Source organism: Streptomyces sp. PSU-S4-23 (assembly GCF_055632315.1).
On record NZ_JBVMUU010000002.1, the window covers coordinates 794,168 to 818,623 of the forward strand.

Annotated in this window: 21 protein-coding genes and 4 pseudogenes; 12 read left to right on the forward strand and 13 right to left on the reverse strand. The window is 70.0% G+C overall.

Features of this window, described 5'->3' with window-relative positions; all coding sequences use genetic code 11:
• The first annotated feature begins 23 nt into the window (after positions 1-23).
• From ACZ79I_RS04370 to ACZ79I_RS04390, 5 genes are all read left to right on the forward strand, one after another.
• Positions 24-923, forward strand: coding sequence for a TauD/TfdA dioxygenase family protein (locus ACZ79I_RS04370; protein ID WP_471494233.1), 900 nt, complete (start codon positions 24-26; stop codon positions 921-923).
• Positions 924-1,013: 90 nt separating this feature from the next.
• Positions 1,014-1,472 (forward strand): RrF2 family transcriptional regulator, encoded by a 459-nt coding sequence (locus ACZ79I_RS04375; protein WP_471494235.1) that lies wholly within the window; start codon positions 1,014-1,016, stop codon positions 1,470-1,472.
• A gap of 533 nt (positions 1,473-2,005) precedes the next feature.
• Positions 2,006-3,112: an aliphatic sulfonate ABC transporter substrate-binding protein gene (locus ACZ79I_RS04380; RefSeq protein WP_471494237.1), complete on the forward strand. Its 1,107-nt coding sequence runs from the start codon at positions 2,006-2,008 to the stop codon at positions 3,110-3,112.
• A 34-nt stretch (positions 3,113-3,146) separates the two neighbouring features.
• Positions 3,147-3,944 (forward strand): ABC transporter ATP-binding protein, encoded by a 798-nt coding sequence (locus ACZ79I_RS04385; RefSeq protein ID WP_471494239.1) that lies wholly within the window; start codon positions 3,147-3,149, stop codon positions 3,942-3,944.
• A complete protein-coding gene (locus ACZ79I_RS04390) occupies positions 3,931-4,857 on the forward strand; it encodes an ABC transporter permease (RefSeq protein ID WP_471494241.1) in 927 nt (308 codons plus the stop codon). The genes ACZ79I_RS04385 and ACZ79I_RS04390 overlap by 14 nt, the downstream gene beginning before the upstream one ends.
• An 87-nt stretch (positions 4,858-4,944) precedes the next feature.
• Here the strand turns inward: ACZ79I_RS04390 and ACZ79I_RS04395 are convergent.
• A pseudogene (locus ACZ79I_RS04395) lies at positions 4,945-5,963 on the reverse strand (tyrosine-type recombinase/integrase).
• Between the two features lie 272 nt (positions 5,964-6,235).
• Positions 6,236-6,436: pseudogene (locus ACZ79I_RS04400) on the reverse strand (hypothetical protein); the annotation flags it as partial.
• Positions 6,437-7,351: 915 nt separating this feature from the next.
• On the opposite strand from ACZ79I_RS04400, the gene ACZ79I_RS04405 reads away from it, so the two are divergent.
• From ACZ79I_RS04405 to ACZ79I_RS04415, 3 genes and pseudogenes are all read left to right on the forward strand, one after another.
• Complete coding sequence (locus ACZ79I_RS04405; RefSeq protein WP_471494243.1) at positions 7,352-8,326, forward strand: terpene synthase family protein; 975 nt, start codon at positions 7,352-7,354, stop codon at positions 8,324-8,326.
• A 492-nt stretch (positions 8,327-8,818) separates the two neighbouring features.
• On the forward strand, positions 8,819-11,578 hold the full coding sequence (locus ACZ79I_RS04410; protein WP_471494245.1) for an ATP-binding protein: 2,760 nt from the start codon (positions 8,819-8,821) through the stop codon (positions 11,576-11,578).
• Positions 11,579-11,621: 43 nt separating this feature from the next.
• Positions 11,622-12,374: pseudogene (locus ACZ79I_RS04415) on the forward strand (IS256 family transposase); the annotation flags it as partial.
• A gap of 284 nt (positions 12,375-12,658) precedes the next feature.
• On the opposite strand, the pseudogene ACZ79I_RS04420 reads toward ACZ79I_RS04415, so the two are convergent.
• The 4 genes and pseudogenes from ACZ79I_RS04420 to ACZ79I_RS04435 all read right to left on the reverse strand — a co-directional run bounded on the left by ACZ79I_RS04420 (position 12,659) and on the right by ACZ79I_RS04435 (position 15,243).
• Positions 12,659-13,316 (reverse strand): annotated as a pseudogene (locus tag ACZ79I_RS04420) (nucleotidyl transferase AbiEii/AbiGii toxin family protein).
• Positions 13,313-13,675 carry a hypothetical protein gene (locus ACZ79I_RS04425; protein WP_471494246.1) on the reverse strand — a complete coding sequence of 121 codons (363 nt, stop codon included), beginning with the start codon at positions 13,673-13,675 and terminating at the stop codon, positions 13,313-13,315. Before ACZ79I_RS04425 ends, ACZ79I_RS04420 begins: the two are co-directional and overlap by 4 nt.
• Positions 13,676-13,774: 99 nt before the next feature.
• The gene (locus ACZ79I_RS04430) at positions 13,775-14,236 is read right to left on the reverse strand and encodes a hypothetical protein (protein ID WP_471494248.1); all 462 of its coding nucleotides are present in this window, start codon (positions 14,234-14,236) and stop codon (positions 13,775-13,777) included.
• Positions 14,233-15,243 carry a DUF6215 domain-containing protein gene (locus ACZ79I_RS04435; protein WP_471494249.1) on the reverse strand — a complete coding sequence of 337 codons (1,011 nt, stop codon included), beginning with the start codon at positions 15,241-15,243 and terminating at the stop codon, positions 14,233-14,235. The genes ACZ79I_RS04430 and ACZ79I_RS04435 overlap by 4 nt, the downstream gene beginning before the upstream one ends.
• Positions 15,244-15,500: 257 nt before the next feature.
• On the opposite strand from ACZ79I_RS04435, the gene ACZ79I_RS04440 reads away from it, so the two are divergent.
• Positions 15,501-16,091, forward strand: a complete 591-nt coding sequence (locus tag ACZ79I_RS04440) for a YdeI/OmpD-associated family protein (RefSeq protein ID WP_471494251.1) — start codon at positions 15,501-15,503, stop codon at positions 16,089-16,091.
• Positions 16,092-16,250: 159 nt separating this feature from the next.
• On the opposite strand, the gene ACZ79I_RS04445 is transcribed toward ACZ79I_RS04440, so the two are convergent.
• The 4 genes from ACZ79I_RS04445 to ACZ79I_RS04460 are packed head-to-tail and all read right to left on the reverse strand — an operon-like array spanning position 16,251 to position 18,821.
• Positions 16,251-17,105, reverse strand: coding sequence for a cytochrome c biogenesis CcdA family protein (locus tag ACZ79I_RS04445; RefSeq protein ID WP_471494253.1), 855 nt, complete (start codon positions 17,103-17,105; stop codon positions 16,251-16,253).
• Positions 17,102-17,848 carry a DsbA family protein gene (locus ACZ79I_RS04450; RefSeq protein ID WP_471494255.1) on the reverse strand — a complete coding sequence of 249 codons (747 nt, stop codon included), beginning with the start codon at positions 17,846-17,848 and terminating at the stop codon, positions 17,102-17,104. The genes ACZ79I_RS04445 and ACZ79I_RS04450 overlap by 4 nt, the downstream gene beginning before the upstream one ends.
• A 46-nt stretch (positions 17,849-17,894) precedes the next feature.
• A complete protein-coding gene (locus ACZ79I_RS04455; protein WP_471494257.1) occupies positions 17,895-18,401 on the reverse strand; it encodes a hypothetical protein in 507 nt (168 codons plus the stop codon).
• Between the two features lie 57 nt (positions 18,402-18,458).
• A complete protein-coding gene (locus ACZ79I_RS04460) occupies positions 18,459-18,821 on the reverse strand; it encodes a hypothetical protein (RefSeq protein ID WP_471494259.1) in 363 nt (120 codons plus the stop codon).
• A gap of 176 nt (positions 18,822-18,997) precedes the next feature.
• Between ACZ79I_RS04460 and ACZ79I_RS04465 the strand changes: the two genes are divergently transcribed.
• The gene (locus ACZ79I_RS04465) at positions 18,998-20,461 is read left to right on the forward strand and encodes an MFS transporter (RefSeq protein ID WP_471494261.1); all 1,464 of its coding nucleotides are present in this window, start codon (positions 18,998-19,000) and stop codon (positions 20,459-20,461) included.
• Positions 20,462-20,590: 129 nt separating this feature from the next.
• On the opposite strand, the gene lgt is transcribed toward ACZ79I_RS04465, so the two are convergent.
• Positions 20,591-21,481, reverse strand: a complete 891-nt coding sequence (lgt, locus tag ACZ79I_RS04470; RefSeq protein WP_471494263.1) for a prolipoprotein diacylglyceryl transferase — start codon at positions 21,479-21,481, stop codon at positions 20,591-20,593.
• A gap of 161 nt (positions 21,482-21,642) precedes the next feature.
• Between lgt and ACZ79I_RS04475 the strand changes: the two genes are divergently transcribed.
• The gene (locus tag ACZ79I_RS04475; protein ID WP_471494264.1) at positions 21,643-22,155 is read left to right on the forward strand and encodes a MarR family winged helix-turn-helix transcriptional regulator; all 513 of its coding nucleotides are present in this window, start codon (positions 21,643-21,645) and stop codon (positions 22,153-22,155) included.
• A 171-nt stretch (positions 22,156-22,326) separates the two neighbouring features.
• Here ACZ79I_RS04475 and ACZ79I_RS04480 read toward each other — a convergent pair whose 3' ends face one another.
• Both ACZ79I_RS04480 and ACZ79I_RS04485 read right to left on the reverse strand, forming a co-directional pair.
• Positions 22,327-22,512 carry a DUF397 domain-containing protein gene (locus tag ACZ79I_RS04480; protein ID WP_471494266.1) on the reverse strand — a complete coding sequence of 62 codons (186 nt, stop codon included), beginning with the start codon at positions 22,510-22,512 and terminating at the stop codon, positions 22,327-22,329.
• Positions 22,509-23,333, reverse strand: coding sequence for a helix-turn-helix domain-containing protein (locus ACZ79I_RS04485; RefSeq protein WP_471494268.1), 825 nt, complete (start codon positions 23,331-23,333; stop codon positions 22,509-22,511). Before ACZ79I_RS04485 ends, ACZ79I_RS04480 begins: the two co-directional genes overlap by 4 nt.
• Before the next feature lie 675 nt (positions 23,334-24,008).
• Between ACZ79I_RS04485 and ACZ79I_RS04490 the strand changes: the two genes are divergently transcribed.
• Positions 24,009-24,335, forward strand: coding sequence for a rhodanese-like domain-containing protein (locus ACZ79I_RS04490; protein ID WP_471494269.1), 327 nt, complete (start codon positions 24,009-24,011; stop codon positions 24,333-24,335).
• Positions 24,336-24,456 lie beyond the last annotated feature (121 nt).

Consider the following 24,456-nt stretch of genomic DNA (forward strand, 5'->3'; position numbering starts at 1 on the left):
GCCTCTCGAAAGGACACCCGCATATGACCACCGACACCGGCTTCGACATCCGCAGGATCGGCGGCCGCATCGGCGCCGAGATCCTCGGCGTGGATCTCTCCACCGGCCTCGACCCCGCCGTCGTCACCGAGATCAACTCCGCCCTCCTGGAACACAAGGCGCTCGTCTTCCGCGGCCAGGACCTCGACGACGCCGGCCAGCTCCGCTTCGCCTCCCTCTTCGGGCAGCTCACCACCGCGCACCCCACCGTGCCCTCCGTCGAGGGCCGGCCCGAGATCCTGCCCGTCGACGGCGACGAGGGCATCCGCGCCAACCACTGGCACACGGACGTCACCTTCGTCCGGACGCCCCCGAAGGCGACCACGCTGCGCAGCCTCGTGGTCCCGCCCTACGGCGGCAACACCCTCATCGCCAACTCGGCCGCCGCCTACCGCGACCTGCCCGAGCCGCTGCGCGAGCTGGCCGACAAGCTGTGGGTTGTGCACACCAACGACTACGACTACGCCGCCCCGAAGAGCGAGAAGGCCGCCGAACATCGCAGGCGATTCGTCTCCCGGAAGTACCGCACCGCGCACCCCGTCGTCCGCGTCCACCCCGAGACCGGGGAGCGCGGACTGTTCATCGGCGGTTTCGCCCAGAGCATCATCGGACTCGGCCCCTCCGACTCACGCGACCTGCTGCGCATCTTCCAGTCGTACGTCACCCGCCCGGAGAACATCGTGCGTGTGGCCTGGACGCCGGGCGACCTCGTCCTGTTCGACAACCGCATCACCCAGCACTACGCCCCCGACGACTACGGCGACCTCCCCCGCCTGCTGCACCGGGTGACCGTCGCGGGCGACGTCCCCGCCGGTGTCGACGGCACCCTCAGCCACGTCATCGAGGGCGACGACGCCTCCCACTACACCCCCGCCGCGGCCTGAACCCCTCCGGCCCGCCGGGCGGGGCACCTACCCCGCCCGGCGGCGTGCCCGCAGCGGATGCCGACCGAAGCCGTACGGAATAATGGGCGTATGCGGATCTCAGCCAGGGCGGACTACGCGGTACGTGCCGCACTGCAGCTCGCCGCGTCCCGGGATGACGGGCCGATGAAGGCCGAGGCCATCGCCGACGCTCAGGACATCCCGCACAAGTTCCTCGAAAGCATCCTGAACGACATGCGCCGGGGCGGTCTCGTCCTCAGCCAGCGCGGCGGCAACGGCGGCTACCGGCTGGCCAGGCCCGCCGAGTCCATCAGCATTGCCGACGTCATCCGCGTCGTGGACGGACCGCTTGTCTCGGTGCGCGGGGTCCGCCCGCCGGAGCTGTCCTACACCGGCCCCGCCAAGTCGTTGCTGCCTCTGTGGATCGCACTGCGGTCCAATGTGCGCGAGATCCTCGACGGCGTGTCGCTGGCCGACGTCGCAGCGGCCCGGCTACCTGCTGAAGTGTCGGCGTTGAGCGATGCCCCGGGAGCGTGGGCGAACCCCTGACCCTCTGAGCCATTCAACCTCATCCCAGAACGCGAGATACGGCCGTCCAGCATGCGAACGCCCTCTTGGGGTGGACGCCACCTTCTGCCACGATCCCTAGCAGCCAGGTAGGAAAACCAGGAAATGCGGGGTGGGGTCATGAGGTCGCTCAACCGCACACTGCTGTTGCTTCCCCTGCTGACATCGCGTCGCCACATCGACTTCGGCTACGCGTTCAGTGCCATCTGTCGGCCTGTCTAAGTCATCCGCACCCCGCCGGCACCGCACAGAAACTCGCTGTGCTCCACCCACCGTCCAGCCGGCTTCGGCGGGACGGGGCACCTTCGCCTGCCCCGGCGCTCCCCGCCCCCATCCTCCAGGCGCGGCACGGCTTTGACGGAGGCGTAATTCCACTCCCCTCCACGATCCGCTCCTCGGCCCGAGGCGGCATTCCTGCCGCCGACGGTCGGCGAGTGGAGCACGGGTGCCCGCGCGTAGCCCCGCCTCGCGTTGCCGTACCTCCCTGATCATCCATCCCCTGAAAGGACACCTCCGTGTCTGCCGCAAGACCGCTCACCACCCTGCGCACCATCGCCGTCATCACGACGCTCCCCGTCCTGCTGACCGCCTGCGGGTACGGATCCAAGTCCACTGGCGACGGGAAGAAGACCGCGGTCACGGCGGGCGCCAAGAAGCTCTCCACCGACGAAGTGAAGATCGGCTACTTCCCCAACCTCACGCACGCCACCGCTCTCGTGGGCGTCCAGGAGGGCTTGTTCCAGAAGGAGCTCGGCGGCACCACGGTCAAGACCTCCACGTTCAACGCCGGCCCCTCCGAGATCGAGGCGCTCAACGCCGGCTCCATCGACATCGGCTGGATCGGCCCCTCCCCCTCCATCAACGGCTACACAAAGTCCCTCGGCAAGAACCTGCGAATCATCGGCGGCTCCGCCTCCGGCGGCGTGAAGCTCGTCGTCAACCCGAAGAAGATCAAGTCCCTGAAGGACGTCAAGGGCAAGAAGATCGCCACGCCGCAGCTCGGCAACACCCAGGATGTCGCGTTCCTCAACTGGATCGCCGGCCAGGGGTGGAAGGTAGACGCCCAGAGCGGCAAGGGCGACGTCTCCGTCGTCCGCACCGACAACAAGATCACTCCGGACGCCTACAAGTCCGGCTCCGTCGACGGCGCCTGGGTGCCCGAGCCGACCGCGTCCAAGCTGGTCGCCGAGGGCGCGAAGGTACTGCTCGACGAGTCGACACTGTGGCCCGACAAGAAGTTCGTGATCACGAACATCGTCGTGCGACAGGACTTCCTCAAGAAGCACCCGGACGTCGTCGAGGCCGTGCTGCGCGGCTCGGTGAAGACGAATGAGCGGATCAACGCCGACCCGGAGAAGGCGAAGGCGTCCGCCAACACGGCGCTGGAGAAGCTGTCGGGCAAGGCGCTGCCCGCCGACGTCATCGACCCGGCCTGGAAGTCCATCACCTTCCTCGATGACCCCCTGGCCTCCACTCTCAACACCGAGGCGGAGCACGCGGTGACGGCCGGCCTGCTGGACAAGCCCAACCTGAAGGGCATTTACGACCTCACGCTGCTCAACAAGGTCCTCAAGACCGAAGGCAAGGACAAGGTCGACGACGCCGGTCTCGGCGCCAAGTAGCGACAGCGGACCGATGAGTTCCCAGGAGGTGACCATGGCCACCGCGTCGGCCAAGGCTGCCGAGGACGCCACGGCGGTGACGCACGCCGCCCGCATCGAGCATGTCTCGAAGTCCTTCCCCGCTCCGAACACACCCGCCGGACAGCAGCTCGTGCTGGACGACATCACGCTCGATGTCGCGCCGGGCGAGTTCGTCACCCTCCTGGGAGCCTCGGGCTGCGGCAAGTCCACCCTGCTCAACCTGGTCGCGGGACTGGACCGGCCGTCCGCCGGAACGATCGCCACGGACGGCCGGCCCGCCCTGATGTTCCAGGAACACGCCCTGTTCCCGTGGCTGACCGCGGGCAAGAACATCGAACTCGCGCTGAAAATGCGCGCGGTGGCCAAGCCGGAGCGCCGTCAGGAGGCGGAACGGCTTCTGGAACTCGTACGACTGCAAGGCGCGCATCGCAAGCGGGTGCACGAACTGTCCGGCGGTATGCGGCAGCGCGTCGCGCTGGCCCGGGCGCTGGCGCAGGACAGCCGACTGCTGCTGATGGACGAGCCGTTCGCCGCCCTGGACGCGATCACCCGTGACGTCCTGCACGACGAACTGACCCGCATCTGGCGTGAGACGGGACTTTCGGTGCTGTTCGTGACGCACAACGTGCGGGAGGCGGTGCGGCTGGCGCAGCGGGTGGTGCTGCTGTCCTCACGTCCGGGGCGTATCGCCCGGGAGTGGACGGTCGGCATTCCGCAGCCGCGCCGCATCGAAGACAGCGCGGTCGCCGAGCTGTCCGTCGAGATAACCGAAGAACTGCGTGGGGAGATCCGCCGCCATGGCCAGCACTGACGCCGGTGTCGACATCGAGAAGGACGGCTCTCCCGCAGCCGGGGACCGCCGGGGCCCGCGGGATCTGACGGGGCTGGAGGCGGGCCTCGACGCGCTGGACTCGGTGCAGGCCGGCCGTGCGCCGCTGCGCGAGACGCTCCTACGCAAGGTGCTGCCGCCCGTCACCGCCGTCGCACTGGTGCTGGTGGTCTGGCAGCTGCTGGTGTGGGCCGGGGCAGCCCCCGACTACAAGCTGCCCTCGCCGTCCGACGTGTGGGGCGAGGTACGCGACGCATGGCTCCAGGGCACCCTGCTCGGCTACATCTGGGCCAGCGTCTCGCGCGGCCTGCTCGGTTTCCTGATGGCGCTGGTCATCGGTACGCCCCTCGGCCTGCTGGTCGCGCGGGTGAGGTACGTCCGGGCGGCCATCGGCCCCATCCTGTCCGGCCTGCAGTCGCTGCCCTCGGTGGCCTGGGTACCGCCCGCCGTGATCTGGCTCGGCCTGAACGACTCGATGATGTACGCCGTGATCCTGCTCGGCGCTGTCCCCTCCATCGCCAACGGCCTCGTCGCGGGTGTCGAACAGATCCCGCCACTGTTCCTGCGCGCCGGGCGCACACTGGGCGCGACCGGGCTGCGCGCAGCCTGGCACGTCGTGATGCCGGGGGCACTCCCCGGCTATCTGGCGGGGCTGAAGCAGGGCTGGGCGTTCTCCTGGCGATCACTGATGGCCGCCGAGATCATCGCCTCCTCTCCCGATCTGGGCGTCGGTCTCGGCCAGTTGCTGGAGAACGGGCGCAACAACTCCAGCATGTCGCAGGTGTTCCTGGCCATCTTCCTGATCCTGCTCGTCGGTATCGCCATCGACCTGCTGATCTTCAGCCCGTTGGAGCGACGGGTGCTGCGCGGCCGGGGCCTGCTGGTCACCCGCTGAGGCTCTCGTCGCGGCGTGCCGGGTAGCCGATCGTGCTCTCCGGGATGCAGCGCCATCGGACGTAGAGCCTGCCGGCGGCAGGTCGGATCAAGCCGCTTCCCACAAGCCGGCGTCGAGGATGCGGGCCGCCTTGGTGATGCTTCCCGGCATCAGATGCCGGTAGGTGCGATACGTCTCCTCGATGGAGTGACCCATCCACTCCGCCACGTCGGTGATCGGTATCCCGTTCCCGAGGGCGTTCGGGGCGAAGTAGTGCCGGAAGCTGTACATGCCGACGCCGTCCTGCGCCGGAAGATCCTTGAAGAGCTTCTGCACGCGGCGGCGTTCCATCGGCTCGGTGTAGTAGCCGCTGGGGCCGCGCAGCAGGTAGCCGTCCCTCGAGGTGCCGTGCTTCTCCTCGTACCGCTCCATCGCTTCTCGCACCGAGCGCGGCAGAGGGACCTCCCGCAACTCCCCTGCCTTGCGGTGCTTCAGCTTCGCCGGCTTGTGCGTGTTGGAGTGGATCTGCTCGTGCACTCGATAGACGTCGTCCGCCACGACGTTGTTGATGTTCACGGCCCGGGCTTCCCCGTTTCGCAAGCCGCAGCCCACCATCATGACGATCTCGAGCGCGAGGATGTGATCCGCGACAGTCAGCGCCTTCTTCACGTACGCAAGAGATGGGATGACCACCCTCTCGCGGACGTACTCGGGTTCCTGGGCGCCCGACCCCGTCGGTCTCCAACTCCTCCAGGAAACGCTCGACCACGATCGGCGTGACCGAGTTCAGCTTTCTCGTCCCGAGACGGAGGGATGATGTGCACGTTGATGGAGCTGTCCACGTGCCGGCCCGTCGAGTACTCCGTCATCCGGCGTTGCCGGGGTCGCCATTGCTTCGCGTATTCCGCGACCGTCTGCTGACCGAGTTCGCGGCGGACCTCGGCGACGGATGGGGCCGTCTTCTTTTTCTCCGCGTAGATCTGCGTGAGGCGCTCGATGGCGTCATCCTGCGTGCCGAAACCAGCCTCTTCACGCTGTTTACCTAGAGCGTCCCTGAACCGAATCGTGTAGGGGTGCTGGCACCGGGTCGGTCTGGAACAACCACACTCCTTGAAGAAGGACCCCATCCCACGGGCAAGCTGTCGAGCCACGCATCAAGCCTTCCGAACAGGGCGCCGGGCGGCACAGCAGGCCCTGCGGCGGGTGCAGGTCAGCAAGCCGGGACACCCTCCCGTCTGAAGCTGACCATTTGCTGACCCGGACGCGACGATCATGGCTCTGACCTGTGGAAACGCCCAAACGCTAGATCTTGGACTTGAACATGGTACGAAACACGGAGAAACTCCCGACTTGTCTGCTCCCTGCCCGCCATTTGCAGGTCAAGGGCGTTCTCCGGAGACTACAACGATCGGCATCTTCGATCAGCTACCCCAGGTGTTTCAGGACTCACAACCAGTCCCCGGCGTCCCAGCTCCTCGAGATGGCGGGCCATACCGCGCTCCCCCCTCTGACGGAACAGCGGGAACGCCTTCGGCAACAGATTCGGCGCCAGCATCGCGAACCGGACCGGACGGGACTCACCGGGCCGGGGGTATGCCTCCGAGCTGCTGCCGGCGCACCTCACGCGTGGTCGGCTCGCGGTCGCGCCACTTGTAAAACCACGACTCCGACACCCCAGCACCCGGCAGGCGGTGCGGTACGGAATCTTCTGCTCGCCCTTGCAGTTGCCGATCACCTGGCCTCGGCCCACAGCCGCTCCAGCTCAGCGCGCCCGCTCTCCCGCAGCCGACCGCCGGGCGATGGCTCTGCCAGCGACCGGTCGACGACGGCGACCCGTTGCGCCCTCGCTCGCGACACCCAACCGTGCAGGTCCCCGGATGGATACCCAGGTCCTCAGCCACTTCCGGAATCGGCTTCCCGGTCTCCGTCACGATCCGTACCGTCCCCTCGCGGAACCCAGCGTCGTAGATGCGTTTCCTGGATGCCATGGCCCCCGACTACCCCTCCGGTCACGGTCTCCACGGTAGGAGGGGAGCCTCGATACCAGTGCTGCCCGGCCGTTGCATGAGATCCGGGCGCGCAACCGGCTCGGCCAGCAGACCGGGCAATGGCAGCGCCGTTACGCGATCCGCGCCGGCGTCGAGGCACCCTCTCGCAGAACGTCCGGGCCCACGGGCTGCGACGTTTCCGCTACCGCGGCCCGGCCCGCACCCAGAACACGACGCCGGGCCACGCACTCCCGCGCTCTGTGCTCAGCCACCGCATGATCTACCCAACATCACCAGGAGAGTCACGTCGTTGGGTTTCGTATCGAGGGCGCAATGCATGAAGAGAGGGAGCCGTGTCCCGGCGGGGCGGGTAAAAGCCGGTCTGTAGGGAAAGATGACAAGGTGCGGTCCTCACCTGTGCTGCAGCGGGCCGGAGGGGAGTTTTCGTGAGACGAGCGCCTGCAAACGCGGACACCGAGATCGCAGGGTGGGCCATCCCAGGGGACGGCGGTCAACGGTTTGCCCCCGTGCAGTGCAAGACCCGGGACCTCTCGCTGCTCAACCCCGGACTTCCCCACGTAGAGCCGCGCGTCACGGCGTGGGCGCAGAAAGTGGGGCTGCTGTCTGCGGAAGCGGCTGAGCAGGCCCGCAGGGAGCGCCATATCGCCTTCGCCGGACGGGTCTGGCCATGGGCACCCCCGGAGCGGCTGGCAGAGCTGTCTCGCTTGGCCCTGTGGATGTTCGCCGTCGACGACCGCAGCGACACCCGCGGGGACGATTCCGGAGCGGTCGACACAGAGCTGCAGGCCATGATGCGCATCGTCACCTGCGCACAGGATGTTGTGCCCGAAAAGGCGCCGGGGACCGTACGCGTCCTGGCAGAGGTCGTGCCCCGATTGGCCGAGCAGATGAGCCCCGCATGGAGCGACCGCTTCCGCCGGCATCTGGCGGAATGGATACGCACCAACCGGGACATGATCCGGCGCCGGGTGGAACGCAGCGTACCCACGCCTCATGCCTACGTCGTCTGGCGCCGGGTCTCCGGAGCGGTCGGCTGGTGCTTCGACCTCACCGAATACGCACAGGATGCGGAACTCACCGAACAGGTGTGGTCCTCGCCGGCCTGCCGACGGCTGCGGGACACCGCCGCCGACGTCATCTGCTGGACCAACGACCTGTACTCCCTCGGCAAAGAACTGCGCACCGGCGAGACCAGCAACCTCGTCGTGATACTGCAGCACCATCACCACTTGACGCTGCAGGACGCTGTCAACGAGGCGCACCGCCGGCTCTCCCGGCGAATCATCGAATTGCCTGCCGCAACAGCCAGTCTGCAGACCACCGCGCTCGCCATGAACCTGACGGTGCAGGAACAGGCCGCAGTTGACCGGTACGTGGACGGGATCCGCGCATGGGCTCGTGGGTTTCTCGAATACAGCAAGGAATCGGCACGGTACGCCGAGGCCCCCGTCCCCTCAGCAACAGTGGGGCTGCGGTTGTGAGCCAGGATTGTTTTGGAACGGGCGACCGATCGATGTCCGTCCCACCGACTCGGGAAGCCTCCTGGGCGCACTGTCAGCTCGAGGCCGGCCCCGGGTTCGACGACTCGTCCTGGCGGGTCTGCGACCTCACCACGTCCCACAGGTGGCGCGCGAAGAGCACGGCTGGGCCAACGACGCCTTCAAGTCGGCCCGTGGGCTGACCGCGGCCGGACTCGACGGCGACGCCACCGTGCTTGCCTGGCTCATCCAGGGCGGGACCGGGGACGAACCCGTCCGCGGACCACTCAACGCCGGTGGATGGATGTACCGAGAACCGGGCCGGGTGGCATCTGCGCGGCTTCCCCGACACCGGTGGCATACCGCACGATCGCCCGCATCCAATCCCTCCACATCTCTGCCGTGTATGTGCATGTTTCGCTAGGCTTCCCCGCGTGCTGGCAGAGCAGGGGGAACGGAGTGTCGGAACGTCACCGCACCGAGAAGACCACCGTCGTGGACGAACGCGATCGGGCGGGTAAGCCCCTGTACGAGCGCCAAAACGAGGTGGTCGCTGCTCGGAATGCGGTGGAGGCGATCTGCGCAGGCGCCGGGGACGGCGAAGGCAAGCAGGGTGGGCTGCTGTTCTTCAGCGCGGCCGCCGGGCTGGGCAAGACGACCGTGCTGGCCGAGGTCCGGCGCATCGCCGCTGCCTGCGGCTGCACTGTACTGTCTGCCCGAGGCAGCGAGCAGGAGCATACCGTCCCCTTCCATGTCGTACGCCAGCTGCTGCAGCCCGTCCTCGCTTCCTGCACCGAGACCGAGCGTCGCGAGATCTTCGGCGGGTGGTACGAGATCGCCGGCCCGGCCGTTGGTCTGTTCGCTCAGCAGACCGGTACCGCCGCCCCGGACCCGCAGGGCGTCCGGGACGGTCTGGACTGGGTCGTCACCCAGCTGGCCGTGCGCCGGGCACCGATAGTGATCGTCCTCGACGACGCCCATTGGGGTGATCTGGAGTCACTCGCCTGGCTCGCCGCGTTCGCGGTGAGAGCGCAGGAACTTCCCGTGCTGGTCGTCCTCGGCTACCGCCCGGGCGAAGTGCCCACCGAGGCCGCGACGTTCTGTGAACTGATCGACGGCCGCAGCGTACGCCCGATCCCCCTGCACGCCCTCAGTCCGGAGGCAGTGGGCGAACTGGTGCGAAGTTCGCTCGGAGAGGAAGCCGACGACTCCTTCTGCCGCGAGTGTTGGGCGGTCACCGGCGGCAACCCCTACGAGGCCGTCGAGCTCATCGCCAAGGTCCAGGACCGCAGCCTCGCCCCGAACACGGAGTCGGCCTCCCTGCTGCGCGAACTCGCTGCGAGCGCCCGCGGCGCCGGACTGGTCAAACGGCTGGAGAGGCTCGGCCCCGCCTCTGTCCGGCTTGCCTGGGCCGCTGCAGTGCTCGGCACCGAGATCTCCCCGGAGCTGGCCGCAGCAGTGGCCGGACTGCCGCCGGCCGAGGCCCAGGACGCCGTGGACCGGCTGCGCGTCGCCCGTATCCTCACCGGCAGCCGGACACTCGAGTTCATCCATCCGCTCATCGCCACCGCTGTGTACCAGGCCATCCCGCCGGCCACCCGCACCGCGCTGCACGGTCAGGCCGCCTGGGCGGTGGCCGACGCGGGCCTGGGCGTCACAGCCGCCGCTCGGCATCTGCTCGAGACCCATCCCGAGGACGACTCACACACCGTCCTTCAACTGCGCGCTGCTGCACGCGAGAATCTCCGTCTTGGCGCACCCGACGCGGCTCGACGCTGTCTGGAACGTGCGCTGCGCGAACCGCCGGCGCCTGAGGATCGCGCAGGCGTGCTCTACGAGCTCGGCTGCTCTGCCCTGCTGACTGCCCCAGCCGTCACAGTCAATCACCTCACGGCGGCCCTGGAGCAGCCCTTCCTGGACCCCGCGCTCAGGGAGGACGCCACCTTCCGGCTGGCTCAGGCATTCGCCCACAACGACCAGCTCGCCAGAGCGGCCGCCGTCGCGGGTGCCGAGGCCGCACAGGCGGAGTCCGCTCGTGCGCGGCTGCGCCTGCAGGCAGCGCATTATCTGTGGCTGGTCTTCGATGTGCACGAGGCGCAGGCGTCCGTGCGCTCCCGTCGGCTCGTACGGCTTGCCGAGCACTTGCCCGGAAAGGGCATCGAGGAGCGGGCCTTGCTGTGCGTTCGAGCCTGGGACGCGATGTTGCGCGGGGAGCCGGCCGCGAACACGCTGGCCATCGCCGCACGTGCCCTGGGACTGAGCTACACCGACCCGGACTGGGGTTTCGAACTCCCGAGCCTGACCGCGCTCAGCTACATGTACGCCGACGAGTGCGACCGCGCGGAGGAACTGTTCAGTTCGGCCATCGCAGAGTGCGAGCAGGTCGGGTGGAGTGGTGCCCACCTCTCTTTCGGCTTCACTCTCCTCGGCCTGGTCTGGTTCCGGCGCGGGATGCTCGTCAAAGCAGAGGACTGCGCGCGTGAGGGAGTGCGCCTGGCCGAGCGGGTGGGCCCCCGGGTGCCCGCCCAATGGTATGGCGTCGGACTCTTGCTGGACGTCCTGCTGTCCCGGGGCCGCGTCGAGGAGGCGCTTCGCGTCGCCGAGACGTACGACTTCGCGCCCCCCTACCCGAACGCGGTGGCCTTTCCCGACTCCCAAACGGTCTACGGACGACTGCTTCTCGCCCGTGGTCTGCGCGAGGAGGCCGTGGCACAACTCACCGCGGCCGGGAAACGGCTGGAAGCCAAGGGCATCCTCAACCCGACCTGGTGTCCCTGGGCGGGATACCTCGCCATCGCCGTCGCCGAGGAGGACCCCCAGCGCGCCCGCGCCCTCGCAGCGGAGATGCTGCGTCGGGCAGAGCGCTACGGCACGCCCACCGCCATCGGTGAGGCGCTGCGCTTCGGCGCGGCGGTGAACGAGGACGGGCAGGCGCTGCCCCAGCGAGAGCGCGCGGTGAAGGTACTGAGCCGGTCCCCCAACCGGCACGCGTACGCTGAGGCGCTGATTGACCTCGGCGCGGAGCTCAGGCGTGCCGGCCGCACCGACAGGGTGGCCGAGCTGCTGTTCGAGGGTATCGAGCTGGCGGACCGATGTGGTGCCGACCATCTCGCTGAGCGAGGCCGTGCGGAGATGGCCAGGGCGGGGCTGCGGCTGCATCGGCAACGCACTTTGGTGCAGCGCCGAGTGAGCGCCGCAGAGCAGGCTGACCTCGAGCGAGGCAACGGGGTCGGCCCCCGAATGGGGCCTGTGTGATGTCGTGATCGATCTTGCAGATCCGGATCCGCCTGCAAGGCGGATCCGGCGGCGGTACCCGCTGCCCGGGACGCTGCTGGATGAGATCGTTCCGGAAGGCGCACGACGGATGCCGGCCGCCGCGCTGGAAGCCGAAGTCAACGCCTGTATAACCGAGTTGACTAGCGAGCGTGACGACAAAGGGCGCCGCCTGGTGGCCCGCAACGGCTATCACCGGCCCAGGAAGGTCACCACCGCGGCCGGGGCGGTCGAGGTGAAGGCACCGCGAGTGAACGACAGGCCCGTCGACGAGGCCACGGGCGAGCGCAAGCGGTTCCCCTCCGCGATCCTGCCGCCGTGGTGCCGCAAGTCGCCGAAGATCAGCGAGGTGCTGCCGCTGCTCTGCCTGCACGGACTGTCCTCCGGCGACTTCGTGCCCGCCCCGGAGCAGTTCCTCGGCAGCTCGGCCGGGCTCTCGGCGGCGACGTCACCCGGCTGGCCCAGCAGTGGCAGGCCGACCATGCCGCGTTCATGGACCGCGACCTCGCGGAGGTCGACTACGTGTATGTGTGGGCCGACGGCATCCACCTCAACGTCCGCCTGGAGGAGGCCAAACCCTGCGTCCTGGTGCTCATCGGGGTCCGCGCCGACGGCTCGAAGGAACTGGTCGCGCTCAAGGACGTACCGCGAGTCCGCCGAGTCGTGGGCCGACCTGATGCGCGACTGCGCCCGCCGGGGCATGCGCGCCCCGGTGCTCGCGGTCGGCGACGGCGCCCTGGGCTTCTGGAAGGCCCTGGCCAAGGTGTTCCCCGAAACCCACCTTGCGCCGTTCCCCGCTCATCGCGCGGGCGGCCGGCCGACGGGGCCACAGACCGGTAAGACGCTCTCTTGCGTGCTCGCGACAACCATCCTGATACCTGCACAGACCCCCGCATCCGACTGGCTAAGGACTCGGCCGTACCAAGCAGGCGCGACGTCAGTCAGCCGGCCACCCGGCCCGATTTTCCCGCCTCCGGGACGGGCCGGAAGGCCCCTGGGAGACTGGCTGCACCGCGCCCTCGTTGCAACGGCGGTAGAGGGGATGGACGCGATGACCGCCTCTCAGGCGTTCTCGTCATGGATCCGCGCACCCAGATCCTCCGCCCACTCCAGCGCCCACGCCTTGAGTTCTTCGATCTGTCGGGAGGTGAGCCCGTACGCGGTGTAGTCCTCATCCTCGTACCAGTCCGCGCCGATGAGCCGGTCCCGGAGGTCTTCGAGGCTGACTCATCGTGGGCGCGACGGCGGCCCAGGGATTCGAGGTCGGCGGTGGAGCGGTGGTGGGAGGCAGCCTGGACGTCGATGAGGTCGCGGACGGTGCCGCGGTCGGCGAGGGCACGGACCTTGGTGCCGATCACGTCGTCGAGGGAAAGAACGGGGCCGTAAGGGGTCTGGGCGGGCGGAGCCCAGAATGCTCCTTGAGGACGTCGACCTCGCACTCCTCGCCGGTGTCCGGATCGGTGACGAGGAACCGGCCGCTGAGCGGATCGGTCTGGACGTGCGTGGTCCGCCATCCGCGCGCGCTGAGACCTGCTGTGAGTGAGGCGATGCTCTCCTGCATCGGAGCGGGGTTCTCGGTGGCGACGTCGAGGTCACGGCTGAAGCGTTCGACCAGGCCGTGGGCCTGCACGGCGTATCCGCCGGTGAGGACGAGAGGGTAGGGGGAGCCGAGGTCGAGGATGTCGGCGAGGAGACGCTCGTGGAGCGAAGTGAGCTTCACGCGGCGGTCGTGTCGGCCGGAGCGGTGCGGAGCAGCTCGGGGAAGGCGTCCTCCCAGACCTCACGGATGTAGGGACTGATCAGGCGCCGCAGCACGGGCCACTGCTCGGTGAGCAGCCGGTGGTGCAGGAGGGCCGTCAGGTCCTCACTCAGTCCTTCGGCGAGGACGGTCCGGTAGAGCGTCATGCGGGACTTCGGACGGTCCAGGCTGTAGCTCGTCCGCCCGGACCAGACGATGTGGAGCGGCAGGTCCACGTTGCCCTCGACGGGGCCGGCCAGCTCCTGCAAGCGCTCGGGCAGTCGGCTGCGGTAGCGGTCCCGCAGCACCTCGGCGCGGGGGGCGCTGATCGTCGTGTTCATGCATCCAGTATCGCTGCTGGAAGGCGGCGGCATGGCGGATACGGGGCTCCCCGCCCCTCCCTCGGACATCTCACCCAGTGGGCGCTCAGCGCATCATGCCTACCCGTGCCACCCCCAGGTGACGCGGCAACCGGCTGCCCTGCCGACCCAGGGCCGGCCCCGCTCGCGGGCGCGGGTGATCACGACGCAGCAGATCACGCGGAGGGCCGCCGCGGTGGAGTCGGCTGCGACCTCGGTCTCGGTGTCGGGAATGACGACAGTGCCGAAGCCGAGGCCCATGGCGCCGGCGCAGTGAACGAGAAGGACAGCGGGGCGGGCGAGGTCGCGGTAGCGATAGCAGCAGCGAGCGCAACCGAGCCCGAGGCGCCAGTCGTCGACGGTCAGGGCCGGCGCCCGGGTGCCGGCGGAGAACAGGGCCGCTTCCTCGTCGTGCCACAGGTGTTGTCTGTCGTAGGGGACGGTGACGATGCCGCTGGGCTGGACCGCCGGGATCGAGTTGGTGAGTCTGCCGTCGTGGTGGCGCACGGCAGCGCCGGGAGTGGCCCCCGAGCGCCTCGTCACACAGTCCGTTCGGGGATCGCCGGAAGAACCCTCTCGGCAATGCCGAGGAGGGCGCTGTCATCCGGGAGGGCTCCGGACGTGCTCCACACGGTGATGTCGAAGTAGCCGCCCCGGTCTTTTCCGTCGAGGGCCACGGACAACGTTCTGGCCAGGGGGCCTTGCCCGACGGGCCCACCGGATCCGCCGCCCCCGAGATTGATCTCGATCTTCATGGTGTGATCCGAGAAGAGGACCGCGGGCCGGCCGAGGACCGAGAGCGTCTTGATGTCCGTCTCCTCCCCGAACTCCATCAGTTTCACGTACCGGGCGATCGACAGCTTGTTGTACGTGGCCGAGACGTTCACGGTGTAGGTGTCGAACTGGACCTCAGCCTCCGGCTGGGCGACCTTCCCGTCGGTCAAGGGAGCGGTGTTGCTGGTGCCGGATGCCGAGGTCGCGGTCTCCGCGGGCGTTCCGAGGAGCTGGGCAAGGTCGGACCTGTTGAGCGCCTTGCACAGCTCATCGCCGGTCACAGCCTGGGACGCATTCTTGTAGGCGTTCGGCAGTTCCTCGTCTTTCCCGCTCGAACACGAGGCGGCCTGCGGCGTGCTGTCCTCGCCGGAGGGCAGCAGATGCGGGCCCAGCCACAGTGCGGCCCCGAGTGCCGCGAACACGGCCACGGCCGCGACGGCCTGGCCCCAGGCGTTGTGATCCCTCTCCGGAGCGGCCGGGGTGGGACGCTGCTCTTCTGGAGCCTGCGGCTGCGGCTGCGGCTGGGCAGCAGCTTCGGACACCGCCCCGCCCGTGGAGGCCGCCGGGCCCGGGTTCCGGCGTGCGCGCAGGGCCCGGACAACCGTGTGGACACGCACCGCGGTGAACACCAGGAACGCCACACCGATCCCGGCTGCCGCCCATTCCTCGTCGCGGAGGGCGAGATACATGATGCGGACGCCGAGAACGGACCCGATCACGATGAACAGTGGCTCACGGACCCAGAAGGGCAGGAGACGGAGGAGGAGACCGAGCATCCGGCGATCACACCAGGACAAGATCGCGTTGGCAGTGGTGGAAGCCACAGTTCCGGCTCGGTACTCAACCGTGACGAAAGAGGGGCCGATCGCGCCCAGATCGAACCGGCCCCATACCCTCAGCTCCGATCACAAGAAGGTGTCGCCGGGCAAGTGACTGCTTGCCCGGCAGTCGCACCTCTGCCTGCCAAGCCTCACTCCAGGCCCTGGCGGCCCCGTTGTTGACCGGGCCGCGGGGGTGGGATTTCATGAGGGCCATGTCCGAGGGGTCAGAGAAGGCGACGGATCCGGTTCTCTCCTTCGCCACGCAGGACGCGTGGGAGAAGTGGCTGGAGGAGAACCATGAGGACGTCCCGGGTGTCTGGGTGAGGATCCCCAAGGCCGCCTCCGGCCTCGACGGCGTCGACTACGCGCAGGCACTGCAGTCGGCGCTCTGCTACGGCTGGATCGACGGGCAGAAGAAGAAGCTGGACGAGCAGAGTTGGCTGCAGCGCTTCACCCCGCGGCGGCGGGGCAGCAAGTGGTCGAAGGTGAACCGGCAGAAGGCCATCGAGCTGATCGAGCAGGGCCGGATGCGGCCCGCGGGTCTGCGCGAGGTGGAGAAGGCCAAGGCGGACGGCCGTTGGGAGGCGGCGTACGCGGCGCAGAGCAAGGCGACGGTCCCGGACGATCTCCAGGCTGCTCTGGATGCGGTCCCGGCGGCCCGCGACTTCTTCGCCACCCTGGACGGCCGCAACCGGTACGCGATCCTCTACCGGGTCGAGGACGCCAAGAAGGCGCAGACCCGACAGGCCCGTATCGAGAAGTTCGTGGCCATGCTCGCCGAGCAGAAGAAGCTCCATCCCTGACCCGTCCCCACGCGAAGCGGGACCGGCCGGGCGCCCGGGAGAAGACGAAAGCCGGTACGCGCCCGCGTCCATGACGCTCCCCGGCCCGTGGCGGAGACGACGGCGATCGACCGGGTGCGGCGGCCGGGCAAGGAGCGGGGCGACCGCCGGCGGTGGTGGTCAGCGGCCGGTGTCTTCCGGGCCCTCCTCGTCCGGGAGCCGGCGAAGCCTGAGCACGGCCGCCACCGCCGTGGCCGCGGCCGCCAGTGCCAGCACCAGCAGGAGGGCCCGGTCGGAGACGGCGTCGCCGAGCCGCGCGGCACCGTTCTCCCAGGCCGCCTCCGTGTCGGCGTCGAGGAGGGGTGGCAGCGCGGACGTGCCGTCGAAGAGCAGGAACACCGCCCCCAGCACGACGAAGAGGGCTCCTCCGAGCAGTGAGGTGCTGTGCACGGTCAGCGGGCCCAGCCGCAGGGCGCGCCCCCTGAGCCAGCGCCGTCGTCCGAGTTCGCAGCGGTCCCACAGCAGCGCCAGGACGAACATCGGCACGGCCATGCCCAGCGCGTAGACGGCCAGCAGGAGACCGCCGTGCACCGGACTGCCGTCGAGCGCCGCGACGGTGAGCACGCCTCCGAGGATGGGACCGGCGCAGAAGCCCGCCAGACCGTAGACGGCGCCCAGGGCGAACACCGACAGGGCGGATCCGGTTCTGCGGGCGCCGGCCGCCTGCTGCAGGCGGCGGGATCCGAACCCGGCCCCCAGGATCTGCGCCAGGCCCAGTCCGATCACCGTCCAGCCGCCGGCCGTGACCAGCAGGTCGCGGTGCCCGTAGAACAGGCGGCTGGCGAAGGAGCCGGCCACGCCCAGCGGCACCAGCGTCGTGCACAGGCCCACGTAGAAGACGGCGGTGCGCAGCGAGAGCCGGGTGCGGCTGGTGAAGGAGTACGCGAAGAACGCCGGCAGCAGCAGCGCGCTGCACGGGCTGAGCAGGGCCAGCAGCCCGCCGAGGAAGGCCGTCGCAACCGTGATCCCGCTCATCGCCGGGCTTCCCCGGCGGCCTTCTCGATGGCGGCGCTGAAGGTGCTCAGCGGCTGCGCGCCCAGGACGGGTTGGGCGTTGACGAGGAAGGCGGGTGTGCTTGACACCCCCAGCGCGTAGCCCTCTTCCCGGTCCTTGCTCACCGCCGCGGCGGCGGCGTGCGACGTCATGTCGGCCTCGAAGCGGTCGAGATCCGCGACACCCGCCGAGCGGGCCATCGCGCGCAGCCGGGAGGTGGAGAAATAGCCCTGGTTGCGGGGGTGTTCCTGGGCGTAGGCGATGTCGTGGAACTGCCAGAACCGTCCCTGCCGTCCCGCGGCCCAGGCCGCGCGGGCGGCCTGTTCCGATTCGGCGCCGAAGACGGGGAAGTTGCGCCACTCGATACGCAGCACCCCCTTGTCGACGTACTTGCGGACGAGTTCCGGCTTGGTCTCCCGCGCGAACTTGCCGCAGTAGGGGCACTGGAAGTCCTCGTAGGCGATCAGGACCACGGGGGCGTCGGCGCGGCCGAGGGCGAGCGGGTCGTGGGGGTCCCTGCGGGCGAGGGCGAGCAGTTCCTTCTGCTGTTCGTCGGGGGTCGCCTCGTCGGCGGGGGACGACACGACGGCGACGGGCCGGCCCTGCGACCCCGGGTCACCGGAACCGGCGCCGAAGGCGAGGAGCGTGGCGATGACGGCCGCCGCGCCGCCGCCCGCGGCGATCCAGGTGAGGCGGCGGCGACGGGCACGCGAAGGGGAAGGCATGGCACCTCCAGGGTGAAGTGTGCGGAGGAGAAGGAAGGCAGGGGTGTCAGGCGGCGGGCGGCACGGGGCAGGCCGACTCGGTGGACAGGCGCCGCAGCGCGGCCTCGGCCAGGAGGATGAGGGAGAGCACCGCGACCGCGGGCTGCAGGGGAGCCCAGTAGCTCAGCGCACCCGAGGTGCCCAGCAGGAGCAGGGCGGCCTTGTTGCAGACGGGGCAGCCGACGGCGAGGAAGGACAGCACCGCACCCACCGACCCGAGGGACCGTCCGGTCGCGTCGTCGCCGTCCGGACCGTCCGGACCGTCCGGCTCCGACCGGGGCCGCACATAGGTGGCGAACACCACCGCCGACAGCAGGGCGCTGAGAACCAGCACGGGGTAGTTCCACCACACCGGCGGCACCGCGCGGGAGAACAGCGGGTTCGGTATGAGGTCTGTGGGCACACCCAGGGCGAGGGCCGCCACGGGCGTGGCCGCCGTCACGGCGATCCACCGCGGACGGGGCCAGTGGCGCAGGGCGGCCCAGGCCGCCCGTGGGGAACGGGATGAAGACAACGGAAACGCTCCGGATCGACGGGGAGGGGCAGGGACGCGCGGACACCGCACGTGTGCCTACTCGCGTCGTACGGAGAGTTCGGCGAGGTCTGGAGGGGACTCGGCCGGACCGCGGCGCAGAACGTCCGCAGGCACGGGTGCCCGCGCCGGCGCCCTGTCGACGGATCCCGCCGGAAGCGCGTGGGCGAGAGGGGCACCGATGCGCGGTTGCTGCTGCCCGGGTTGCGCCTTCTTCAGGCAGGGAGCGTCCGCCACGTCGGCGGGCGCTCCCTCACCGGGAGCGTCCAGCGCTTGGTGACACGCCGCTGCGCGAAGGGCGGCCGACGCCGCGGGGTGCGCTGCCGCCGACGGTGCCGGAGCGGCTTTGGTGACGCAGAACAGCGCGGCCAGCAGGGTCAGCAACGCGAGAGCGGCGCCCATGGCGCCTCGTCGCGTCCCACGCATCGCTGCCTCCGCTCACTCGCTCCCGCACACCATAGACCAGATACCCCCGGGCGTATCGACCACTCGAAGCCGGGCGGGTGACCGGCGCCCGACGGCGACAGCGGAATAGGACGTCAACAGAATATTTCGGTGACCGATGTAAACTGCGAGGTATGGCTCCTCCCATGAGCCCGTACCCGTCCAAGAGGCACTGGCCCGCGTTCCTCACCGCGGAGCGGCCGCGTCCCAAGGGGGTACGTGCACGGCCGAACGCCTGGTGGCTGGCCGTGGGCACGGTGTGCTTCGGCGCATTCATGGGGCAGTTGGACGCCAGCATCGTGACGCTGACCTACCAGAGCCTGCGCACGGGGTTCGACGCCTCCCTGGCGGCCGTGGAGTGGGTGTCGCTGGCCTATCTGCTGACCCTGGTCGCTCTCCTGGTGCCCGCCGGGCGGCTCGCGGACGCGCACGGCCGCAAGCTGATGTATCTGTACGGGTTCGCCGTCTTCACCCTGGCCTCCGCCGCCTGCGGCTTCGCCCCGTCACTGATGGCGCTCGTCGCCTTCCGCGTGGTCCAGGCGGCCGGCGCGGCCATGATGCAGGCGAACAGCGTGGCCCTGGTGACCACGAGTGCCCCGCGCGAGCGGATGCGGAGTGCGCTGGGCGTGCAGGCGGCCGCACAGGCGCTGGGCCTGGCGCTGGGCCCGACGGTGGGCGGGGTGCTCGTGTCGACGCTGGGCTGGCGCTGGGTGTTCTGGGTGAACCTGCCCGTCGGACTGGTCGCCCTGGTGAGCGGGCACTATCTGTTGCCGCGCACCCGGGCCCGTACGACCGTGGCGCGCTTCGACTGGGCGGGGCTCGTCCTGCTGGCGGTGGCGACCACCAGCGCTCTGATGGGCGTGTCGGCGGCTTCCGGGCTGGCGGTACCCGGCTGGGGGGTGGCCCTGCTGTTCATGGTGGCGGCCTCGGCGGCCTGGGGTTTCGTGGAGCGGCAGCGGCAGGCCGCTGCTCCTCTGCTGGACCTCGGCCTGTTGCGGGCACGGGCGGTGGCGTTCGGGCTGGTGGGTGCGCTGAGCGGATACCTGGTGCTGTTCGGGCCACTGGTGCTGGTGCCGGTCGCGCTCACCGCGCGGGGCTTCTCGGAGCTGACCGCCGGGCTGGTTCTCACGGCGCTGCCGACCGGGTTCGCCCTGGCCGCGACCGGTGGTGACCGGCTGCTGCCGCGCTCTCTCACGGACCGCAGGCGGTGTCTGGCGGGCGCCGGCGTGTTCACCGTCGCGACGGCGGCGCTGGTGGTGGTCCCGCTGACCGTTGCCTGGCTGGTGCCGGTTCTGGCGCTGGCGGGGCTGGGGCTGGGCACGTTCACCCCGGCGAACAACACGATGGTCATGGGGGCGGTCCCGGCCCGGTCCTCCGGCACCGGGGGCGGGCTGGTCAACATGACGCGCGGTCTCGGTACCGCTCTGGGGGTTGCCCTGGTCACCCTGGCCCTGCACCTGGTGAGCGGCGGGGTCCAGGCAGGAGCACGATGGGCCGCAGCCGTCCTCGTGGGGGCCTCGGCCGTGGCGCTCGCATCGGCGTGGCTGAGCCCGAGGAGCGATCCGCAGGCGTCACAGGCGTCCCAGACGACGCTGTGACGAACGGCGCGGAACGCCCGCCGGAGTGACCCGGGGACTCGGTCGAGTGGGTGCGCCCGGACAGGAGGACCGGGAGGACCGGGAGGACCAGGAGGACCAGGAGGACCGGGAGGACCGGGGGGACCGGGGTCACATCCGGTCCCGGCCGGCCTCACTGTTCTTGACGGGTGCCGGCACCGCTTCCCCGTCCTCGCCCGGGGGATAGGAGGCGTCGTCGCCTGGACGCGGGCGGCGGGAGACCACGAGGTACACCAGTGCGCCGGTGAACAGGACGAGGGAGACGTAGTCGTTCAGGCGCAGGCCGAGGAAATGGTTGGCGTGGTCGATCCGCAACGCCTCGATCCAGGCCCGGCCCGCCGTGTAGGCCAGCACGTAGCAGGCGAACAACCGTCCCCGGCGCAGCCGCCGGTGGTGACGGGCGTCCAGCCACAGGAGCAGCGCCATCACACCCAGGTCCCACAGCGACTCGTACAGGAACGTGGGGTGGTAGAGGCCGAGGGTGGGCATGTCGGCGGGCCGGTGGGCCGGGTCGATCCTCAGCGCCCACGGCAGATGGGTGGGGCCGCCGTACAGCTCCTGGTTGAAGTAGTTGCCCCAGCGCCCGATCGCCTGTGCCAGCACCAGCCCGGGCGCGGCCGCGTCCGCGAAGTCGGACAGCGTGATGCCGCGGCGCCGGCAGCCCAGCCAGGCACCGACCGCACCCAGCGCGACCGCGCCGGGGATGCCCAGGCCGCCGTCCCAGATGTAGAGCGCGTGGACCGGCTGCCTGCCGGCGGCGAAGTACAGCTCGGGGTCGGTGATCACGTGGTAGAGCCGGCCGCCGAGGATCCCGAACGGCACCGCCCAGATCGCGATGTCCGCGATGTCGTCACGGCGCCCGCCTCGGGCCTCCCAGCGGCGGCCGGTCAGCCACACTGCGGTGAAAATGCCGGTCAGGATGCACAGCGCATACGCGCGTATCGGGATCGGCCCAAGATGCCAGACCCCCTGTGAGGGGCTCGGCAGGTACGCCAGGTTCATGGGGTCGCTGTCTCTCGCACACGCGGATCCCGGCCCGCGGGCCAGGGAGGGCCCACCGACGATACCTTGGATACCGAACCTTTTGGCGCGCGGCCCGGGACTGCGGTCCATGGCCGGGCGTCCCGGGCCGTATCCGGGTGCGGCCCGGCTACGCTTGCCCCATGTCCGCGCAGCCCCGCACCGAGGATTCCCCGCCCCCTCCCGGCCCCGCCGGTGAGACACCGGAGGCCCGAGTCCTCACCGAGGCCGTCACCCGGCTGCGCCGGGCGCTGCGCTCGTCGATCCGCACCGACTACCCGTGGGAGACCCTCCCCATGGCACAGGTCGAGCTGCTCCAGGTGCTCGGTGAGCACTCACCGACGCGGATCAGCGACCTCGCCGCCCGCCGACGCCTCGCCCCGAGCACGGTCAGCGGACTGATCAGCCAGATGATCACCGACGGGCTGGTGGCGCGCGATGTGGACTCCGCCGACCGCCGCGCCTCCGTCGTCACCCTCACCGATGCCGGGCGCAGGAAGCTGACCGCCTGGACCACCGCCCACGAGCGCCGGATCGACGCGGCGCTCGCCGCCCTCGACGACAGCTCCCGATCCGCCATCGCCCACGCGCTGCCCGCCCTGTTCCAGCTGGCCGAACACCTCGGGGAACCGGCCGGCGGCACGCCGGTGGAGTGATCGGCGCAAGAGCACCACCGGCGGGCGCGCCGCCGGGCGGGTTCCTTGCGGGCCTCGGCCCGGAGGCCGCGGGCATGGCCGGTGTCCGCGGTGGAGATGAAGTCCGGCCAGGCGACCCGCATGGCCGGAATCGGATACCGCGCCACGCGGGCGGTCAGCCGAACGGATCGGTCAGATCCTCACGTACCCCACGAACTCGGCCCATACGGAGGGGGAGACCGCAAGGCGCGGGCCGTCCTTCTCCTTGGAGTCGCGCACATGCACGGCGACGGGAGCGTGCGCGACCTCCACGCAACTGTCGCCCTCGGACCCGCTGTAGCTGCTCTTGAACCAGTCCAGCTCGCTGTCGGTGCTCATAGCGCTCCTCGCATCCGCCGCAACAACTCCGCCGAGTCCGCCGGGGACAGGGCCTGCGAGCGCATCTTGGCATAGCGCATCTGCATCACGCTCACCGCTTCCCGGTCGGAGACGAGCTGTCCGGTCTTCTGCCCCTCCGAGTACCCCAGCCACTGGCGCTCCGGGGTCTCCAGGAGCTGCATCGGCCCGTCCGTGCCCGCGTGGTGCGGCTGCCGCTGCGGCATGATCTGCAGCTCCACGTTCCACGGTTCGGTGCAGCCGAGGAGGTGGTCGAGCAGTTCACGGGTGACCTCCTCGCCTCCCGTGTGCCGCAGCAGCACCGACTCCTCGACGATGAAGCTGAACGCGATCGGCGGCCTGCGCCTCAGCAGTTCCTGGCGGGCCAGCCGGGCGGCGATGCGCTGTTCGAGCTGCTCCTCCGTCGGCGGGGGCGGCACGTTGAGCATCACGGCCCGCGTGTACGCCTCGGTCTGCAGCAGCCCCGGAACCACCCGGCACTCGTACGTGCACAGACCGACCGCGGTCTCCTCCAGCTCCGCCCACTCCCGGAACCAGACCGCCAGACCGCGCTCCCGTCCCACGTGCCGGGCCACCGCCCTGAGCACGCCGAACGCCTCCAGCACCTCCTCGGCCCGCTCGACGAACTGGGCGGTCGGCATCCTTCGGCCCTGCTCGATCGAGGCGACCGACGCATGGGAGTAGTTGAGCCGCTCGGCGAGCTGCTCCTGCGTCAGCAGGGCCCGTTCCCGGAACCCCTTCAGGGCCGCGCCGAACGCTCTCAGACTGCCGGACGACGATTCGAGTGCACTGCCAACCGCCATGGACGACGACCCCCTTGCCGCACGGGTGACCACCTTGCTGCCGGTACAACGGCGCGGCGGCCCACCACGGTTACGTGCCGGACCCGGCCGGGACCCGTACAAGCCGATGTGTACGGGCAGCCACCCGGCCCGCTCCGTGGGAAGGGCCGGCTCGACGGCGGTCCGTAGCTCACCGCGCCGAGGCGGTACCACCCCGTCGCAGGATGCGGGCCGCGTGCGGGCGGGCGGGCGGGCAGGCGGGCGGGCAGGCGGGCAGGCGGGCAGGCGGGCAGGCGGGCAGGCGGGCAGGCGGGCAGGCGGGCGGGCGGGCGGGCGGGCGGAGGGACATTGGGCCGTTCGGCCCTCGTCAACAGGCGGACCGGCCCTTTGTCTGGAGGGCATGTCTGCCGCCATGGTCGTCGTCGAGGGGCCCATCGCCCCCCGGATGCGACCGGGCGCGCGGACGGTCAGGTGGGCACGCCCTTTCACCCCCGCACCACGGGGCACGGAGGTCACACCCGCCCCTACCGGGCGCCGGAGAACATGACTCCACATCCCCTGACCAGGGTCGAGATAGGCCCCTACATCCAGATATTGCCTGACAGACAAATATTTTGCCTGATATTTGACGGCGCCACGGGTGCCACCTAACCTCGCCGACATGGATACCCCCCAGGGTATTTAAGGAGGCAACCAATGGCTCGCGAAGTAGCACTGGAGACGTTCGCCGCGGCCTGGGCCGACGGCGGCCTGGTGGTCGACGTACGGGAGGCGCACGAGTACGCCGCCGGACACGTACCCGGCGCGCGATTCATGCCACTGAGCACCGTGCTGGACAGATCCGAGGAACTGCCCGCCGACCGGCGGGTGTATGTGATCTGCGCCAGCGGCAACCGCAGCAAGACCGCCAGCGACTGGATGCGCTCCCGCGGGGTCGACGCCTACTCCGTGGCCGGCGGCACCAGGGGCTGGACCCAGGGCGGCCGCCCTCTGACGACCGGATACCACGAGCGCGCCGCCTGACCGCCCACACGAGCCGGCGCCCACCGGCTCCCGCTTCATCGCCCACCACGCCAGGCACCGGAATCCGGGTCCCGGCCCTACGCCACACCCACCACCCGCACCCAGGCCATTCAGAAGGAGT

Excerpts from the sequence above, each read along its gene's own strand:
- ACZ79I_RS04370 (WP_471494233.1), top strand. The coding sequence starts at position 24 with ATGACCACCGACACCGGCTTCGACATCCGCAGGATCGGCGGCCGCATC.
- ACZ79I_RS04375 (WP_471494235.1), top strand. The coding sequence starts at position 1,014 with ATGCGGATCTCAGCCAGGGCGGACTACGCGGTACGTGCCGCACTGCAG.
- ACZ79I_RS04385 (WP_471494239.1), top strand. The coding sequence starts at position 3,147 with ATGGCCACCGCGTCGGCCAAGGCTGCCGAGGACGCCACGGCGGTGACG.
- ACZ79I_RS04390 (WP_471494241.1), top strand. The coding sequence starts at position 3,931 with ATGGCCAGCACTGACGCCGGTGTCGACATCGAGAAGGACGGCTCTCCC.
- ACZ79I_RS04425 (WP_471494246.1), bottom strand. The coding sequence starts at position 13,675 with ATGAACACGACGATCAGCGCCCCCCGCGCCGAGGTGCTGCGGGACCGC.
- ACZ79I_RS04435 (WP_471494249.1), bottom strand. The coding sequence starts at position 15,243 with ATGCTCGGTCTCCTCCTCCGTCTCCTGCCCTTCTGGGTCCGTGAGCCA.
- ACZ79I_RS04440 (WP_471494251.1), top strand. The coding sequence starts at position 15,501 with ATGTCCGAGGGGTCAGAGAAGGCGACGGATCCGGTTCTCTCCTTCGCC.
- ACZ79I_RS04445 (WP_471494253.1), bottom strand. The coding sequence starts at position 17,105 with ATGAGCGGGATCACGGTTGCGACGGCCTTCCTCGGCGGGCTGCTGGCC.
- ACZ79I_RS04450 (WP_471494255.1), bottom strand. The coding sequence starts at position 17,848 with ATGCCTTCCCCTTCGCGTGCCCGTCGCCGCCGCCTCACCTGGATCGCC.
- ACZ79I_RS04460 (WP_471494259.1), bottom strand. The coding sequence starts at position 18,821 with ATGGGCGCCGCTCTCGCGTTGCTGACCCTGCTGGCCGCGCTGTTCTGC.
- ACZ79I_RS04465 (WP_471494261.1), top strand. The coding sequence starts at position 18,998 with ATGGCTCCTCCCATGAGCCCGTACCCGTCCAAGAGGCACTGGCCCGCG.
- lgt (WP_471494263.1), bottom strand. The coding sequence starts at position 21,481 with ATGAACCTGGCGTACCTGCCGAGCCCCTCACAGGGGGTCTGGCATCTT.
- ACZ79I_RS04475 (WP_471494264.1), top strand. The coding sequence starts at position 21,643 with ATGTCCGCGCAGCCCCGCACCGAGGATTCCCCGCCCCCTCCCGGCCCC.
- ACZ79I_RS04480 (WP_471494266.1), bottom strand. The coding sequence starts at position 22,512 with ATGAGCACCGACAGCGAGCTGGACTGGTTCAAGAGCAGCTACAGCGGG.
- ACZ79I_RS04485 (WP_471494268.1), bottom strand. The coding sequence starts at position 23,333 with ATGGCGGTTGGCAGTGCACTCGAATCGTCGTCCGGCAGTCTGAGAGCG.
- ACZ79I_RS04490 (WP_471494269.1), top strand. The coding sequence starts at position 24,009 with ATGGCTCGCGAAGTAGCACTGGAGACGTTCGCCGCGGCCTGGGCCGAC.